Source organism: Enterobacter quasiroggenkampii (genome assembly GCF_043972695.1).
GTDB lineage: Bacteria > Pseudomonadota > Gammaproteobacteria > Enterobacterales > Enterobacteriaceae > Enterobacter > Enterobacter quasiroggenkampii.
In genome coordinates, this window is sequence record NZ_CP143745.1 from 3,683,882 (window position 1) to 3,701,863 (window position 17,982).

Here is a 17,982-nt window from a genome sequence, read left to right on the forward strand (position 1 = left end):
TTTCTCCTTTCATGCAACGTACCCTGAGTCGGTAAGCGCTCAGGGTAAAACCAGGTTATCTCTGAACGGTACACAATTCACGCGGCTTATTCAAAAAACTGGCTGATTTTCGCTTTTAAGATATCAATCGCAATGCGGTTTTTACCCCCGCGCGGCACGATAATATCGGCGTATTGTTTGGAGGGTTCAATAAACTGCAGGAACATTGGGCGAACCGTTTTCTGGTATTGCGCCATCACGGAGTCCATTGAACGGCCGCGTTCATTAACGTCACGCTTGATGCGGCGCATCAGGCAGATATCCAGCGGAGTATCGACGAAAATGGAGAAGTTCATGGATTCACGCAGGCGGGCATCGGTCAGCAGCAGAATGCCTTCAAGGATAATGACCTTTTTCGGCTCGATGCGGATCGTTTCCTGGGTGCGGGTATGTTCGACATAACTGTAAACGGGCAGTTCAATCGCCTGGCCGCTCTTAAGCGCTTCTAAATGCTGGAACAACAGGCTGTGATCCATTGCATTTGGGTGGTCATAGTTCGTTTTAACGCGCTCTTCCATCGACAGATGGGATTGATCTTTGTAATAGCTGTCTTCGGGAATGACGCCGATATGCTCATCACCTACTTGTTCACGCAGTTCGCGATAAAGCGTACTGGCAATTAGACTTTTACCTGAAGCCGATGCGCCGGCGATGCCTATAATGACGCACTGATGAGACTTATCAGTCATAAATTTAGCGACCTGATTAACCTGGATGTTAAGGAAGGACGACGCCGGAGCGTCAAACGCGGCAATTATAGGGATTTCGCGGGCGTGATACCAGTCGAATGCACAGGTTCTGCGAGACTGGCCGAAAAGTGACAACTTATTCCCTGAATGAAATTTAAATGACCATTTTTTCACCGTTTCACCGTTTTTTTTAACGGAGTAAGTATTTAATAAGTCTGTGGTGTCAAATTCTGAGCGGTCACCATATGAATTGTAAATTGTTTGTACTAGCATAAACCAAATTATCAAATTCACGCGTTCGGACATCTTCCCTGACGGCATGGCGTCTCTGGATAAAGCGGTAATGAATAAACAATACCAGCGGGTTTTGGTGACTACCCCACATCCTTTAACACGACTTGTCTGTCTGGGCCTGGTCACCTTTATCTTTACCTTATTTTCGCTGGAACTCACCCGTTTCGGCACCCTGCTGGCTCCGCTCTGGTTCCCCACCGCCATTATGATGGTGGCGTTTTACCGCCATGCCGGAAAAATGTGGCCGGGCATTGCCCTGGCCTGCTCGTTCGGTAATGTTCTGGCCTCGTGGATGCTGTTCTCCTGGGGATCGGTCAGCCTCATCTATCCTTCGATCAACATCATTGAGGCCGCTATCGGTGCGCTGTTTCTGCGCAAATGGCTCCCATGGTACAACCCGCTGCAGAATCTGAACGACTGGATCCGCGTGGCCATCGGCAGCGCGCTGGTGCCGCCGCTGGTGGGCGGTATTCTGGTGACCCTGCTGGCCCCCGGCCCAGAGCCCCTGCGTAATTTCTTCGTCTGGGTATTGTCAGAAGCGATTGGCGCGCTGGCGCTGGTGCCGCTAGGGCTGTTGTTTAAGCCGCATTATCTGCTGCGCCACCGCGATCCGCGGTTGCTTCTGGAAACGCTGACCACGCTGGCCGTGACGTTAGCCCTCAGCTGGGCAGCCATCACCTGGCTGCCGTGGCCCTTCACCTGCGTGATCGTTCTGCTGATGTGGAGCGCTGTGCGCCTGCCGAGGATGGAAGCGTTCATGGTGTTTCTGGTCACCGTGATGGTGGTGTCGCTGATGATTGCCCGCAACCCTCTGGCGCTGACCACCCAGCACGCCGGGCCGATGCTGAACGCCCCCTGGCTGCCGTTCCTGATGCTGCTCCTGCCCGCTAACGTTATGACCATGGTGATGTACGCCTTCCGCGCCGAGCGCAAACACATCACCGAAAGCGAAGAGCGTTTTCGTAACGCAATGGAATATTCTGCCATCGGTATGGCGCTGGTCAGCATCGAAGGAAAATGGCTTCAGGCGAACAAGGCGCTGTGCAATTTCCTCGGCTACAGCCAGACGGAACTCCAGTCGCTGACCTTCCAGCAGCTCACCTGGCCGGAAGATCTGAATACCGACCTGGAGCAGCTCGAACAGCTCATTAACGGCGACATCAATACCTATACCCTCGAGAAGCGCTATTACACGCGCGATGGAGAAGTGGTCTGGGCGCTTCTTGCCGTCTCCGTGGTGCGCCATGCCGACGGCTCGCCGCTCTATTTTATCGCCCAGATTGAAGACATTAACGACCTGAAGCAGACCGAGTGGGTCAATAAACGCCTGATGGAGCGCATCACCCTGGCAAACGAAGCAGGGGGCATCGGCATCTGGGAGTGGGATCTGGAACCCGACGTTATCAGCTGGGATAAGCGGATGTTTGAACTGTATGAAATTCCGCCGCACATCAAGCCCACCTGGCAGCTCTGGCACGACACGATGCTGCCGGAAGATCGCGCCCACGCAGAGAAGGTGCTGCGGGACTCTCTGATTTCCCGTCTGCCGTTTAAGCTGGAATTCCGCATTCGCGTGAAGGAAGGCGTGCGTCATATTCGCTCCCTGGCGAACCGGGTGCTCAATAAGCAGGGGGAAGTCGAACGGTTGCTCGGTATCAACATGGACATGACCGAGGTTAAGCAGCTTAACGAGGCGCTTTTCCAGGAAAAAGAGCGTCTGCACATTACCCTCGACTCCATCGGTGAAGCAGTGCTGTGCACCGATATCAACATGAACGTCACCTTTATGAACCCGGTCGCCGAGAAAATGAGCGGCTGGCTGCAGACCGAAGCTATTGGTCAGCCGATCCTGAAGGTGTTACACATCACCTTTGGTGAAAAAGGGCCGCTGATGGAGAATATTCACAGCGGCGATATGTCCCGTTCCGATATCGATCAGGACGTGGTGTTGAACTGCCGTACCGGCGGCAATTTTGATATCCACTACAGCATTACGCCGCTCAGCACGCTGGATGGACAGAATATCGGCTCGGTGATCGTGATTCAGGACGTGACCGAGTCGCGTAAAATGCTGCGCCAGTTGAGCTACAGCGCCTCCCACGATGCCCTGACCCATCTGGCTAACCGGGTTAGCTTCGAAAACCATCTCAAACGGCTCCTGCAGACCGTTCGCGAAACGCGTCAGCGTCATGCCCTGGTGTTTATCGACCTCGATCGCTTCAAAGCCGTCAATGACACGGCTGGCCACGCGGCGGGCGATGCCCTGCTGCGGGAACTGGCTTCCCTGATGTTGACCATGCTCCGCTCCAGCGACGTGCTGGCGCGCCTGGGCGGGGACGAATTCGGGTTACTGTTACCGGACTGCAACCTGGAAAGCGCGCGCTATATCGCCGGTCGCCTGATTCATGCCATCAACGACTATCACTTTATGTGGGAAGGCCGCCTGCACCGGATCGGCGCCAGCGCCGGCATCACGCTGATTGATGAAAATAACCATCAGGCGTCGGAGATCATGTCGCAGGCGGACATTGCCTGTTACGCCTCAAAAAACAGCGGACGTGGCATGGTGACGGTGTATGAACCCCAGCAGGAGCGGGATCACCACACGCGAAGCATGATGTCGCTTGATGAACAGTGGCACATGATTAAAGACAATCATCTGATGATGATTGCCCGCAGCGTCGCCTCACCGCGCATCCCTGAGAGCAGTAATTTCTGGCTGCTGTCGTTACGCCTGTGGACCAGCCAGGGCGAAGTTCAGGAAGAGCATGCCTTCCGCTCGGGCCTGGCGGAGCCAGAGCTTCTGCACGCCCTCGACAGGCGGATCTTTAGCGAGTTTTTCCGCACCTCAGCCGCCCAGATCGCCAGTAAAGGCATGGGTGTGGCGCTGCCGCTCTCGGAGGCCGGTTTAGCCAGCGTGACGCTGGTCGATGAACTGCTCGACCTGCTGGATAAAAGCCCGATGCCGGGCCGTCTGCTGCATCTGGTTATCTCTGCCGATGTGGTGTGCAATCCGGATAAGAACCTGCATCGGGGTCTGCAAAAGCTCCGTCAGGCGGGTTGCCGCGTGATCTTCAGCCAGGTGGGACGCGATATGAACGTCTTTACCCACCTGACCGCGAACATGGCCGACTATCTGATGCTGGATGCGGAGGTGGTAACCAACGTGTACGGCAATCTGATGGATGAGATGATGGTGACCATTGTTCAGGGCCACGCCCAGCGTCTGGGAATGAAAACCATCGCAGGCCCCTGTAACCAGCCCATCATGATGGATACGCTCTCCGGTATCGGCATCGATTTTATCTTTGGTGACACCATCGCCGAGCCGCAGCCATTAGATCTTCTTCTCAACACCAGTTATTTCGCGATCAACTGACGGTGCCCAGCCGTCGGTATACCAGATATGCAGCAGCGCATAGGAGCGCCACGGCTTCCAGCGTTCGGCATAGCGACGAATTTGCGCGGGCGTCATTCCGGCGAAGCGTTGTTTAATCAGGTAATCATCCGGCAGAAACACATCTTTCGCCTGCCAGCCGCGCAGGGCCAGATAATTTGCCGTCCAGCGCCCTATCCCCGGCCGCTGCTGTAGCGCCTTCATCCCCTCTTCTATATTCGCGGGCGGGAAAAGCGGAAATGTTCCGTCGATAACCGACTGCGCCAGATGAATCAGCGACTCCGCGCGCTTTACCGGCATGCCCAACGCTTTCAGCGCCAGCGGGTCCGCTGCCGCCAGCGCTTCCGGCGTGGGGAAGCAGAGATAGCCTGGACAATCCGCCACGGGTTCACCGCATAACGCCACCACGCGTGACGCCAGCTTCGCCGCCATCGCCACGCTCACCAGCTGTCCGAGAATCGCCCGGACGCCCTGCTCATACGCATCCATCGCTCCCGGCAAACGTAAGCCCGGCCTTGCAGCACCGAGATCGCCCAGCGTCTCCGCGATGTGCTGCGGATTGCAGGCAAGATCGAACAGGCGTTCGATGCGCTCAAGGCACGGCTGCGCAACCGGAATTAACCCCGGGCTGAGGGTCACGGTTAGCGTGTGTGTTGCGATATCCGGCGTCACGCGGAAGATCCCCTGATGTCCCTCGCAGGCAAAACTGCGCTCGTAGTAGTCGGGCGTGACGGTTTCAATGCCCGTCACCGCACGCGCGCCAAGAAAGCCAAACATCCACTGCCAGTCGTAAGGGGGAAGCCAGTTCAGGGTGTACATCATCTCTCCTTTTGGGTTCTTCACAGCATAAACGGAAAGGTCCTGTTTCGCCTTGCTTTCATATTCCTGTTGTCGCCATGCGGACATTTCGTTAAAGTCTCGCCCCTTCTCACCGGCATGGGGATTCATCGTGTTTATTGGATTTGACTACGGAACGGCAAACTGCTCGGTTGCGATTATGCAAAACGGGCAGCCACGGCTCCTGAAAATGGAAAAAGAGAGCACGCTGCTGCCGTCAATGCTCTGCGCACCGACGCGTGAAGCGGTGAGCGAATGGCTGTTCCGCCACCATCAGGTTCCGGCTTCGGCGGCGGAAACCCAGGCGCTGTTACGCCGTGCGGTCAGCTTCAACCGCGAGGAAGATATCGACGTTACGCCGTCCAGCGTGCAGTTCGGCCTCTCCTCGCTCGGACACTACATTGAAGACCCCGAAGAGGTCTATTTCGTTAAGTCGCCAAAATCCTTCCTCGGCGCCAGCGGCCTGAAGCCGCAGCAGGTCGCGCTGTTCGAAGACCTGGTGTGTGCGATGATGCTGCACATCCGCAACCAGGCGCAGACGCAGGTCTCCGACGCGATTACCCAGGCGGTGATTGGCCGACCAATTAACTTCCAGGGGCTGGGCGGCGACGAGGCCAACCAGCAGGCGCAGGGGATCCTGGAACGCGCGGCGCACCGCGCAGGCTTCCGCGACGTGGTATTCCAGTATGAACCCGTTGCCGCAGGGCTGGACTTCGAAGCCACGCTGACGGAAGAGAAGCGCGTATTGGTCGTGGACATCGGCGGGGGCACCACCGACTGCTCGCTGCTGCTGATGGGCCCCCAGTGGCATAACCGGCGCGACCGCGAAAACAGCTTGCTGGGGCACAGCGGCTGCCGCGTAGGCGGGAACGATCTTGACATCGCCCTGGCATTCAAGAGCCTGATGCCGCTGCTCGGCATGGGGGGACAAACGGAAAAAGGCATCGCGCTGCCGATCCTGCCGTGGTGGAACGCGATTGCCATCAACGACGTGCCGGCACAGAGTGATTTTTACAGCACCGCCAACGGCCGCTTCCTTAACGATCTGGTGCGCGATGCTCAGGATGGCGAGAAAGTCGCCCTGCTCTATAAAGTGTGGCGTCAGCGTCTGAGCTACCGCGTGGTGCGTACGGCTGAAGAGAGCAAAATCGCCCTTTCCGACCGTGCTGAACATGCGGTCTCCCTGCCGTTTATCAGTGACGAACTGGCCACCGCCATTTCGCAGGACGGGCTGGAGACGGCGCTTGCCCAGCCGCTACAGCGCATTCTGGAACAGGTGCAGCTCGCGCTGGAGAACGGCAAAGAGAAGCCGGACGTGATTTACCTGACCGGGGGAAGTGCCCGTTCACCTCTGATCAAGAAAGCGCTGGCCGAACAGCTGCCGGGTATTCCGATTGCAGGTGGCGATGACTTTGGTTCCGTTACCGCTGGTCTGGCACGCTGGGCGCAGGTGATGTTTAGCTAGTGCAGTTGTGCCGGGTGACGGCTTCGCCTTACCCGGCCTACAAAACGTGTGTTGTTGTGGTGCGGTCTGGTCCTCTCCCACAAAACACCAAAAACGGCAACTTCCGTTGCCGTTCGCATTTACCTTGTAGGCCGGGTAAGCGAAGCGTCACCCGGCAACACTCAGACAATTCCCGACAGTCTTCCATATTTCCTCCATTTTTCCGCTGTGTTGCCTGACTAAACTAGTATCATTCCCCGAAGTATTCAGGATGAGAACGTATAACGATGAAAGGCAGTAACAAATCCCGCTGGGCAATCGCCGCTGGCATCATTGTGGTGGCCCTTGCCGCCGCCTGGTACTGGCACAGCCAATCCGCGAACTCCGCCGCACCTGCCGGTGCCACCAGCCAGGCTCAGCGCCCCACGGGCGGAGGGCGTCATGGAATGCGCGGCGGCGCCCTGGCGCCGGTTCAGGCGGCGACGGCGGTGAATAAAGCCGTTCCTCGCTATCTCACAGGTCTCGGGACCATTACCGCCGCCAACACCGCCACGGTGCGCAGCCGCGTCGACGGCCAGCTCATTGCGATCCACTTCCAGGAAGGTCAGCAGGTTAAGGCTGGTGACCTGCTGGCGGAAATCGACCCGAGCCAGTTTAAGGTCGCCCTCGCCCAGGCGCAGGGACAGCTCGCGAAAGACAACGCGACCCTCGCCAACGCCCGGCGCGATTTAGCCCGCTACCAGCAGCTGGTGAAAACAAACCTGGTGTCCCGTCAGGAGCTGGATACCCAGCAGTCGCTGGTCAGTGAAACGCAGGGCACGATCAAAGCGGACGAAGCCGCCGTGGCCAGCGCCCAGCTGCAGCTGGACTGGAGCCGCATCACCGCGCCGATTGACGGACGCGTCGGCCTGAAGCAGGTCGATATCGGCAACCAAATCTCCAGTGGCGACACCACGGGCATCGTGGTGATCACCCAGACCCATCCGATTGATTTAGTCTTTACCCTGCCGGAAAGCGATATCGCGACCGTCATGCAGGCGCAAAAAGCCGGTAAAGGCCTGGTAGTGGAAGCCTGGGACCGCACCAACAAGCAGAAACTGAGTGAAGGGTCCCTGCTCAGTCTGGATAACCAGATCGACACCACCACCGGCACCATCAAGCTGAAGGCGCGCTTTAATAACCAGGATGATGCCCTCTTTCCGAACCAGTTCGTCAATGCACGCATGCTGGTCGCGACCGAAGAGAACGCGGTGGTGATCCCCACCGCTGCGCTGCAGATGGGTAATGAAGGTAACTTTGTCTGGGTGCTTAACAGCGACAATAAAGTCAGCAAGCATCTCGTAAAAACCGGAATTCAGGACAGCCAGACGGTGGTCATCAGCGCCGGGCTTTCCGCAGGCGACCGCGTGGTCACCGATGGCATTGACCGCCTGACCGAAGGGGCCAAAGTGGAAGTGGTTGAACCTGCGAAACAGGGAGCGACCTCCTGATGCAGGTGCTGCCGCCGGGCTCTACAGGTGGGCCGTCACGCCTGTTTATCCTCCGTCCTGTCGCCACCACGCTGCTGATGGTGGCGATCCTGCTCGCCGGGATTATCGGCTATCGCTTCCTGCCCGTCTCGGCGCTGCCGGAGGTGGATTACCCAACCATTCAGGTTGTCACTCTCTATCCCGGGGCCAGCCCGGACGTGGTGACGTCCGCCATTACCGCCCCGCTGGAGCGCCAGTTCGGCCAGATGTCGGGGCTAAAACAGATGTCCTCCCAGAGTTCTGGCGGGGCATCCGTGGTGACGCTGCAGTTCCAGCTGACGCTGTCGCTGGACGTCGCCGAGCAGGAGGTGCAGGCCGCCATCAACGCCGCTACCAACCTGCTGCCGTCAGACCTGCCTAACCCACCGGTCTACAGCAAGGTGAACCCGGCGGATCCGCCGATCATGACGCTTGCCGTCACCTCCTCCGCCATCCCGATGACCCAGGTCGAAGACATGGTCGAAACGCGCGTGGCGCAGAAAATTTCTCAGGTGTCCGGCGTTGGCCTCGTCACCCTCGCGGGCGGCCAGCGCCCGGCGGTGCGCGTCAAGCTGAACGCGCAGGCCATTGCCGCGCTGGGGCTCACCAGCGAAACCATCCGCAGCGCCATCAGCAACGCGAACGTCAACTCGGCGAAGGGCTCGCTGGACGGCCCAACCCGCGCCGTGACGCTCTCCGCCAACGACCAGATGCAGTCCGCCGACGAATATCGTCAGCTGATTATCGCCTACCAGAACGGCGCGCCAGTGCGTCTGGGCGACGTGGCGACCGTAGAACAAGGCGCGGAGAACAGCTGGCTGGGAGCCTGGGCCAACAAACAGCAGGCGATCGTGATGAACGTGCAGCGCCAGCCGGGTGCCAACATTATCGAAACCGCCGACAGCATCCGCACCATGCTGCCGCAGCTGATCGAAAGCCTGCCGAAATCGGTCAGCGTGAAGGTGCTATCCGACCGTACCACCAACATTCGCGCGTCGGTCACCGACACCCAGTTCGAGCTGATGCTGGCGATTGCGCTGGTGGTGATGATCATTTATCTGTTCCTGCGCAACGTTCCGGCGACCATCATCCCCGCCGTCGCCGTGCCGCTCTCGCTGGTCGGCACCTTTGCGGTGATGGTGTTCCTCGATTTTTCGATCAACAACCTGACGCTGATGGCGCTCACCATCGCCACCGGGTTCGTGGTGGATGACGCTATCGTCGTCATCGAGAACATCTCGCGCTATATCGAGAAAGGCGAAAAGCCGCTGGCCGCGGCGCTGAAAGGCGCGGGCGAGATCGGCTTTACCATTATCTCGCTGACCTTCTCGCTGATTGCGGTGCTGATCCCGCTGCTGTTTATGGGCGATATCGTCGGGCGGCTGTTCCGCGAGTTTGCCGTGACGCTGGCGGTCGCCATTCTGATCTCCGCCGTGGTGTCGCTGACCCTGACACCGATGATGTGCGCCCGCATGCTAAGCCACGAGTCCCTGCGCAAACAAAACCGCTTCTCCCGCGCCTCCGAGCGCATGTTCGAGCGCATTATTGCCGCCTACGGTCGCGTGCTGGCGAAAGTCCTCAACCACCCGTGGACCACGCTGGGCGTAGCGCTGGGAACCCTGGCACTCAGCGTGATGCTGTGGATTTTCATTCCGAAAGGCTTCTTCCCCATCCAGGACAACGGCATTATTCAGGGCACGCTTCAGGCCCCGCAGTCGGTCTCCTTCGCCAATATGGCGCAGCGCCAGCAGCAGGTGTCTGAGATTGTTATGAAAGATCCGGCGGTCGAGAGCCTGACCTCCTACGTGGGCGTCGACGGCACCAACCCGTCGCTCAATAGCGCGCGCCTGCAGATCAACCTCAAGCCGCTGAATGAGCGCAACGATCGCGTCAACGCCGTCATTGAGCGGCTGCAAAACGCCGTCGCGCGCGTGCCGGGCGTTGAGCTTTACCTGCAGCCGATTCAGGATTTGACCATCGATACCCAGGTCAGCCGCACGCAGTACCAGTTCACGCTGCAGGCCACCTCGCTGGATGCCCTCAGTACCTGGGTGCCGCAGCTGGTGGATAAACTCAAAACCCTGCCGCAGCTCTCGGACGTCAGCAGCGACTGGCAGGACAAAGGGCTGGCGGCGTATGTGAACGTCAACCGCGACGCCGCCAGCCGTCTGGGTATTACCATGGCGGACGTGGATAATGCCCTGTACAACGCCTTCGGTCAGCGCCTGATCTCCACCATCTACACCCAGGCGAACCAGTACCGCGTGGTGCTGGAGCACAACACCGAAAATACGCCGGGCCTGGCGGGGCTGGACTCGGTGCGCCTGACCAGCAAAGACGGCGGCATTGTGCCGCTGAGCGCTATCGCCACGGTGGAAGAACGCTATACCCCCCTGTCGATTAACCATCTGGATCAGTTCCCGTCCACCACCATTTCCTTTAACGTGCCGGACAATTACTCTCTGGGTGAAGCGGTGGAGGCCATTCAGGCGGCTGAGAAAGATCTCAGCTTCCCGTCCGACATTCAGACTCAGTTCCAGGGCAGCACCCTGGCGTTCCAGGCTGCGCTGGGCAACACCATCTGGCTGATCGTGGCGGCGGTCGTGGCGATGTACATCGTGCTCGGCGTGCTGTACGAAAGCTTTATCCACCCGATCACCATCCTCTCTACCCTGCCGACAGCGGGCGTAGGGGCACTGCTGGCATTAATGCTGGCGGGCAGCGAGCTGGACGTGATTGCCATCATCGGCATTATCCTGCTCATCGGGATCGTGAAGAAAAACGCCATCATGATGATCGACTTTGCCCTGGCCGCCGAGCGCGAGCAGGGCATGTCGCCGCGCGATGCGATTTTCCAGGCCTGCCTGCTGCGTTTTCGTCCCATTCTGATGACCACGCTGGCCGCCCTGCTGGGTGCGCTACCGCTGATGCTGAGCACTGGCGTCGGCGCGGAGCTGCGCCGTCCGCTGGGTATCGGCATGGTCGGCGGTCTGCTGGTGAGCCAAGTGCTGACGCTGTTCACCACGCCGGTGATCTACCTGCTGTTTGACCGCCTGGCGCTGTGGACCAAAAGCCGCTTCCCGAAACGTGAAGAGGAGGCATAAGTGAAGTTTTTCGCCCTCTTCATTTATCGCCCGGTGGCGACGATATTAATCTCGCTCGCCATTACCCTCTGCGGCGTACTGGGCTTCCGGCTGCTGCCGGTAGCGCCCCTGCCGCAGGTGGATTTCCCGGTGATCATGGTCAGCGCCTCGCTGCCGGGTGCCTCGCCGGAAACCATGGCCTCGTCCGTTGCCACGCCGCTGGAGCGTTCACTCGGGCGGATTGCGGGGGTCAACGAGATGACATCCAGCAGCTCGCTTGGCAGTACACGCATCATTCTGGAGTTCAGCTTCGACCGGGATATCAACGGCGCGGCGCGCGACGTACAGGCGGCCATTAACGCCGCACAGAGCCTGCTGCCGAGCGGGATGCCGAGCCGTCCGACCTACCGAAAGGCCAACCCGTCCGACGCGCCGATCATGATCCTGACGCTGACCTCGGATACGTACTCGCAGGGGCAGCTGTACGACTTTGCGTCTACCCAGCTGGCGCAGACAATCTCACAAATTAACGGCGTCGGCGACGTGAGCGTCGGTGGGAGTTCCCTGCCCGCCGTGCGCGTGGGGTTAAACCCGCAGGCGCTGTTTAACCAGGGCGTGTCGCTGGATGACGTGCGCTCCGCCATCAGCAACGCCAACGTGCGTAAACCGCAGGGGGCGATTGAGGATAACAGCCACCGCTGGCAGATCCATACCAACGACGAGCTGAAAACCGCGGCGGAATATCAACCGCTCATCATCCACTATAATAACGGCGCGGCGGTGCGATTAAGCGACGTGGCCAGCGTCACCGACTCGGTGCAGGACGTGCGCAACGCCGGGATGACCAACGCCAAATCGGCGATTTTGCTGATGATCCGCAAGCTGCCGGAGGCCAACATTATTGAGACGGTGAACAGCATTCGCGCCCGTCTTCCGGACCTGCAGGAGACCATCCCGGCAGCAATCGATCTGCAAATTGCCCAGGATCGCTCCCCGACCATTCGCGCCTCGCTGGAAGAGGTCGAGCAAACGCTGGTGATCTCCGTCGCGCTGGTGATCCTGGTGGTCTTCCTGTTCCTGCGCTCTGGCCGCGCGACGCTGATCCCGGCGGTGGCCGTGCCGGTCTCGCTGATCGGTACCTTTGCCGCCATGTATCTGTGCGGGTTTAGCCTCAACAACCTGTCGCTGATGGCCCTGACGATTGCGACGGGCTTCGTGGTGGATGACGCCATCGTGGTGCTGGAGAACATCTCCCGCCATCTGGAAGCGGGCGTGAAGCCGCTGCAGGCTGCGTTGCAGGGCACGCGCGAGGTGGGGTTTACGGTGCTCTCCATGAGCCTGTCGCTGGTGGCGGTGTTCCTGCCGCTGCTGCTGATGGGCGGGCTGCCGGGCCGGTTGCTGCGCGAGTTTGCCGTCACCCTCTCCGTCGCGATCGGCATTTCGCTGGCGATCTCCCTAACGCTGACGCCAATGATGTGCGGCTGGATGCTCAAGCGCAGCAAACCGCACTCGCAGCCGCGCCGCAAAGGCTTTGGCCGTTTCCTGATGGCAATGCAGGAAGGCTACGGTAAATCGCTGAAGTGGGTGCTGAACCATACGCGTCTGGTCGGCCTGGTGCTGATAGGCACCATCGTGCTCAACGTGTGGATGTATATCACCATCCCGAAAACTTTCTTCCCGGAGCAGGACACCGGCGTGCTGATGGGCGGCATTCAGGCGGACCAGAGCATTTCGTTCCAGGCCATGCGCGGCAAGCTGCAGGACTTTATGAAGATCATTCGTGAAGACAAAGCCGTGGATAACGTGACCGGCTTTACCGGCGGGTCGCGCGTCAACAGCGGGATGATGTTTATTACCCTGAAACCGCGCGGCGAGCGCAACGAAACCGCCCAGCAGGTGATTGACCGCCTGCGGGTGAAGCTCGCCAAAGAGCCGGGGGCAAACCTGTTTTTGATGGCCGTTCAGGATATCCGCGTCGGCGGGCGACAGGCGAACGCCAGCTATCAGTACACATTACTCTCGGACGATTTGGCCGCCCTGCGCGAGTGGGAGCCGAAGATCCGCAAGGCGCTGGCCGCCCTTCCCCAACTGGCGGACGTAAACTCCGATCAGCAGGACAACGGCGCCGAGATGGCCCTGACCTACGACCGTGAAACCATGTCACGGCTGGGCATCAACGTTGAAGCCGCCAACAGCCTGCTGAACAACGCCTTCGGCCAGCGCGAGATCTCCACCATCTACCAGCCGATGAACCAGTATAAGGTGGTGATGGAAGTTGACCCGCGCTACACCCAGGACATCAGCGCCCTGGATAAAATGTTTGTGATTAACAACGACGGCAAGGCGATTCCGCTCTCGTACTTTGCCAGCTGGCAGCCTGCCAACGCGCCGCTGTCGGTGAACCATCAGGGGCTGTCGGCGGCATCGACCATCTCCTTTAACCTACCCGCCGGTTCGTCACTGTCTGAGGCCAGCGATGCAATCAACCGCGCGATGACCCAGCTTGGCGTGCCGTCTACCGTCCGCGGCAGCTTCGCCGGGACCGCGCAGGTATTCCAGGAGACAATGAACTCGCAGGTGATTTTGATTCTGGCCGCCATCGCCACGGTCTATATTGTGCTGGGCGTGCTGTATGAGAGCTACGTGCACCCGCTGACCATCCTCTCGACGCTGCCGTCGGCGGGCGTGGGGGCGCTGCTGGCTCTGGAGCTGTTCGGCGCGCCGTTCAGCCTTATCGCGCTCATCGGGATCATGCTGCTGATCGGCATCGTGAAGAAAAACGCCATCATGATGGTGGACTTCGCGCTGGACGCCCAGCGCAACGGCAACCTCTCGCCGGAAGAGGCCATCTTCCAGGCCTGCCTGCTGCGCTTCCGTCCGATCATGATGACCACCCTGGCGGCGCTGTTTGGCGCGCTGCCGCTGGTGATCTCGGGCGGCGACGGCTCAGAGCTGCGCCAGCCGCTGGGGATCACCATCGTCGGCGGCCTGGTGATGAGCCAGCTGCTGACGCTGTACACCACGCCGGTGGTCTATCTGTTCTTCGACCGCCTGCGGCTGCGCTTTTCGCGTAAAAACAGAACCACGGTGACTGAGTAGATGACAGACCTCCCCGCTAACGTTCGCTGGCAATTATGGATAGTCGCCTTCGGCTTTTTTATGCAGTCGCTGGATACGACCATCGTCAACACCGCCCTCCCCTCCATGGCGAAAAGTCTGGGGGAGAGCCCGCTGCATATGCACATGGTGATTGTCTCCTACGTGCTGACGGTTGCCGTGATGCTGCCCGCCAGCGGCTGGCTGGCCGATAAGGTCGGCGTGCGGAATATCTTTTTTACCGCCATCGTGCTGTTTACCACCGGCTCGCTGTTTTGCGCGCAGGCCAATACCCTCGACCAGCTGGTCATGGCGCGCGTGCTGCAGGGCATCGGCGGGGCGATGATGGTGCCCGTCGGGCGGTTAACGGTGATGAAGATTGTGCCGCGCGAGCAGTACATGGCGGCGATGACCTTTGTCACCCTGCCCGGTCAGGTGGGGCCGCTGCTGGGCCCGGCGCTGGGCGGCATGCTGGTGGAGTACGCCTCCTGGCACTGGATCTTCTTAATCAACCTCCCGGTAGGCATCATCGGCGCGATGGCCACCCTGACGCTGATGCCGAACTACAAAATGCAGACCCGGCGCTTTGATTTCTTAGGTTTTATCCTGTTGGCGGCGGGTATGGCCACGCTTACCCTGGCGCTCGACGGGCAAAAAGGACTGGGGATTTCGCCCCTGACGCTCGGGCTCCTGATCGCGCTCGGTGTTACCGCCATACTGTGGTATCTGTGGCACGCCAGAGGAAACGACAAGGCGCTGTTCAGCCTTGCGTTGTTTAAAAACCCCACTTACCGTCTGGGCCTGTCTGGCAGCTTCGCCGGACGCATCGGCAGCGGGATGCTGCCGTTTATGACGCCCGTTTTTCTGCAAATTGGCATGGGTTTTTCGCCATTCCACGCGGGCCTGATGATGATCCCGATGGTGCTCGGCAGCATGGGAATGAAGCGCATTGTGGTGCAGGTGGTGAACCGCTTTGGCTATCGACACGTGCTGGTGGCCGCCACGCTGGGGCTGGCGCTGGTCAGCCTGCTGTTTATGGCCGTGGCGCTGATGGGCTGGTACTACCTCCTGCCGCTGGTGCTGTTCTGCCAGGGGATCATCAACTCCATGCGCTTCTCGTCGATGAATACCCTGACCCTGAAAGACCTGCCGGACGATCTGGCGAGCAGCGGCAACAGCCTGCTGTCGATGGTGATGCAGCTCTCCATGAGCGTGGGTGTCACGATTGCCGGCCTGCTGCTCGGCATGTACGGTCAGCACCACCTCAGCGTCGACACGCCGGTGGCGCATCAGGTCTTTATGTATACCTACCTCAGCATGGCGATCATTATCGCCCTGCCCGCTTTCATCTTCGCCCGGGTGCCGGATGATACCAGCAAGAACGTCGTCATCAGGCGCGGCAAAAGGAGTGGCTCATGAAATTCTGGCGTCCGGGTATTACCGGCAAGCTCTTTGTAGCGATCTTCGCCACCTGTATCGTCCTGCTGATCACCATGCACTGGGCGGTGCGGGTCAGCTTCGAGCGCGGCTTTATTGATTACATCAAGCATGGCAATGAGCAGCGTTTGCAGGGCTTAAGTGATGCTCTGAGTGAACAGTACGCCCAGCACGGCAACTGGCGTTTTCTGCGCAACAATGATCGCTTTATTTTCCAGATCCTGCGCTCGCTGGAGCACGATACCGGCGACGATCGTCCGGGCCCGGGCATGCCGCCGCACGGCTGGCGCACCCAGTTCTGGGTAATCGACCAGGATATGCGCCCCCTGGTTGGCCCGCGCGCGCCGATACCGCCGGACGGCACCCGGCGGGCGATTAAAGTCAATAATGCCACCGTTGGCTGGGTGATCGCCTCCCCGGTGGAGCGCCTGACGCGCAACACCGACATCAACTTTGACCGCCAGCAGCGTCGCACAAGCTGGCTGATTGTCGCGCTCTCCACGCTGCTCGCCGCGCTCGCCACCTTCCCGCTGGCGCGCGGTCTGCTCGCCCCGGTGAAACGCCTGGTGGAAGGCACGCACAAGCTCGCCGCCGGGGATTTCACCACCCGCGTCGATACCCGCAGCCAGGACGAACTGGGCAAGCTGGCGCAGGACTTTAACCAGCTCGCCAGCACGCTTGAGAAAAACCAGCAGATGCGCCGCGACTTTATGGCCGATATTTCACACGAGCTGCGTACGCCGCTGGCGGTGCTGCGCGGCGAGCTCGAGGCCATTCAGGACGGCGTGCGCCAGTTTACGCCCGAATCGGTGGCTTCCCTCCAGGCGGAGGTGGGCACGCTCACCAAGCTGGTGGACGATCTCCACCAGCTCTCCATGTCCGACGAAGGCGCACTGGCCTACCAGAAGGCGCCCGTAGACGTCATTAACGTGCTGGAGGTGGCGAGCGGCGCCTTCCGCGAACGCTTTGCCAGCCGCAACCTGAAAATCGACCTCTCCCTGCCGGACAGCGCGGTGGTGTTTGGCGACAAAGATCGGCTGATGCAGCTGTTCAACAACCTGCTGGAAAACAGCCTGCGCTATACCGACAGCGGCGGCGGGCTGCTGATTTCCGGCAGACAGGAAAACGGGCGCTTTGCCCTTACCTTCGCGGATTCCGCACCCGGCGTGCAGGACGCGCAGCTGGAAAAACTGTTTGAACGTTTTTACCGTACCGAAGGCTCCCGCAATCGCGCCAGTGGCGGATCCGGTCTGGGGCTGGCGATTTGCGTTAACATCGTCGAGGCGCATAATGGCACGATCCGCGCCGCCCATTCGCCTTTTGGCGGGGTTAGCATTACAGTAGAGTTACCTCTGGAACGGGATTTATCGAGAGAAGTATGACCGAGTTACCGATTGACGAAAACACGCCGCGCATTTTGATCGTCGAAGACGAACCCAAGCTGGGACAGCTGCTGATCGACTATTTACGCGCGGCCAGCTATGCCCCGTCACTGATAAGCCACGGCGACCAGGTGCTGCCTTACGTGCGCCAGACCCCGCCGGACCTGATCCTGCTGGATCTGATGCTTCCCGGGACCGATGGCCTGACCCTGTGCCGGGAAATTCGCCGCTTCTCCGACGTGCCGATCGTCATGGTCACCGCCAAAATTGAAGAGATTGACCGCCTGCTGGGGCTCGAAATCGGTGCGGACGACTATATCTGCAAGCCCTACAGTCCGCGCGAGGTAGTCGCCCGCGTGAAAACCATTCTGCGCCGCTGCAGGCCGCAGCGCGAGCTTCAGGTGCTGGACGCCGAAAGCCCGCTGATTGTCGACGAAAGCCGCTTTCAGGCGAGCTGGCGCAGCAAGCTGCTGGACCTGACGCCTGCGGAGTTCCGCCTGCTGAAAACCCTCTCCCACGAGCCGGGAAAAGTCTTCTCCCGCGAACAGCTGCTGAACCACCTGTACGACGATTACCGCGTGGTGACCGACCGCACCATCGACAGCCACATTAAAAACCTGCGCCGCAAGCTGGAGGCGCTGGACGCCGAGCAGTCGTTTATCCGCGCGGTGTATGGCGTGGGGTATCGCTGGGAAGCGGATGCGTGCAGGATAGCCTAGCCAGCAGAGGGTCAATCCAGGCCGGGTAAGGCGAAGCCGCCGCCCGGCACAATAACT

At 59.8% G+C, this 17,982-nt stretch carries 10 protein-coding genes; 8 read left to right on the forward strand and 2 right to left on the reverse strand.

The window, feature by feature from the left end:
- Positions 1–86: 86 nt before the first annotated feature.
- The gene (udk, locus tag V1572_RS17665) at positions 87–728 is read right to left on the reverse strand and encodes a uridine kinase (RefSeq protein ID WP_008500855.1); all 642 of its coding nucleotides are present in this window, start codon (positions 726–728) and stop codon (positions 87–89) included.
- 343 nt (positions 729–1,071) lie between these two features.
- Between udk and V1572_RS17670 the strand changes: the two genes are divergently transcribed.
- Positions 1,072–4,401, forward strand: coding sequence for a diguanylate cyclase (locus tag V1572_RS17670; protein WP_262765930.1), 3,330 nt, complete (start codon positions 1,072–1,074; stop codon positions 4,399–4,401).
- Here the strand turns inward: V1572_RS17670 and alkA are convergent.
- The gene (alkA, locus tag V1572_RS17675) at positions 4,360–5,238 is read right to left on the reverse strand and encodes a DNA-3-methyladenine glycosylase 2 (protein ID WP_395299999.1); all 879 of its coding nucleotides are present in this window, start codon (positions 5,236–5,238) and stop codon (positions 4,360–4,362) included. The genes V1572_RS17670 and alkA overlap by 42 nt on opposite strands.
- Before the next feature lie 130 nt (positions 5,239–5,368).
- Between alkA and yegD the strand changes: the two genes are divergently transcribed.
- From yegD to baeR, 7 genes are all read left to right on the forward strand, one after another.
- Positions 5,369–6,721, forward strand: a complete 1,353-nt coding sequence (gene yegD / locus V1572_RS17680) for a molecular chaperone (protein ID WP_196365086.1) — start codon at positions 5,369–5,371, stop codon at positions 6,719–6,721.
- 266 nt (positions 6,722–6,987) lie between these two features.
- A complete protein-coding gene (locus V1572_RS17685) occupies positions 6,988–8,190 on the forward strand; it encodes an MdtA/MuxA family multidrug efflux RND transporter periplasmic adaptor subunit (RefSeq protein ID WP_048028298.1) in 1,203 nt (400 codons plus the stop codon).
- Complete coding sequence (locus V1572_RS17690; RefSeq protein WP_395299426.1) at positions 8,190–11,312, forward strand: MdtB/MuxB family multidrug efflux RND transporter permease subunit; 3,123 nt, start codon at positions 8,190–8,192, stop codon at positions 11,310–11,312. The genes V1572_RS17685 and V1572_RS17690 overlap by 1 nt, the downstream gene beginning before the upstream one ends.
- Positions 11,313–14,390: a multidrug efflux RND transporter permease subunit MdtC gene (mdtC, locus tag V1572_RS17695; protein ID WP_395299427.1), complete on the forward strand. Its 3,078-nt coding sequence runs from the start codon at positions 11,313–11,315 to the stop codon at positions 14,388–14,390. It abuts the gene before it with no gap.
- Entirely contained in the window at positions 14,391–15,806 is a 1,416-nt protein-coding gene (locus V1572_RS17700; protein ID WP_262796455.1) for an MFS transporter, read from the forward strand.
- Positions 15,803–17,206 (forward strand): two-component system sensor histidine kinase BaeS, encoded by a 1,404-nt coding sequence (gene baeS, locus V1572_RS17705; protein ID WP_039025016.1) that lies wholly within the window; start codon positions 15,803–15,805, stop codon positions 17,204–17,206. Before V1572_RS17700 ends, baeS begins: the two co-directional genes overlap by 4 nt.
- The gene (gene baeR, locus V1572_RS17710; protein WP_024908120.1) at positions 17,203–17,925 is read left to right on the forward strand and encodes a two-component system response regulator BaeR; all 723 of its coding nucleotides are present in this window, start codon (positions 17,203–17,205) and stop codon (positions 17,923–17,925) included. Before baeS ends, baeR begins: the two co-directional genes overlap by 4 nt.
- Positions 17,926–17,982: the final 57 nt, after the last annotated feature.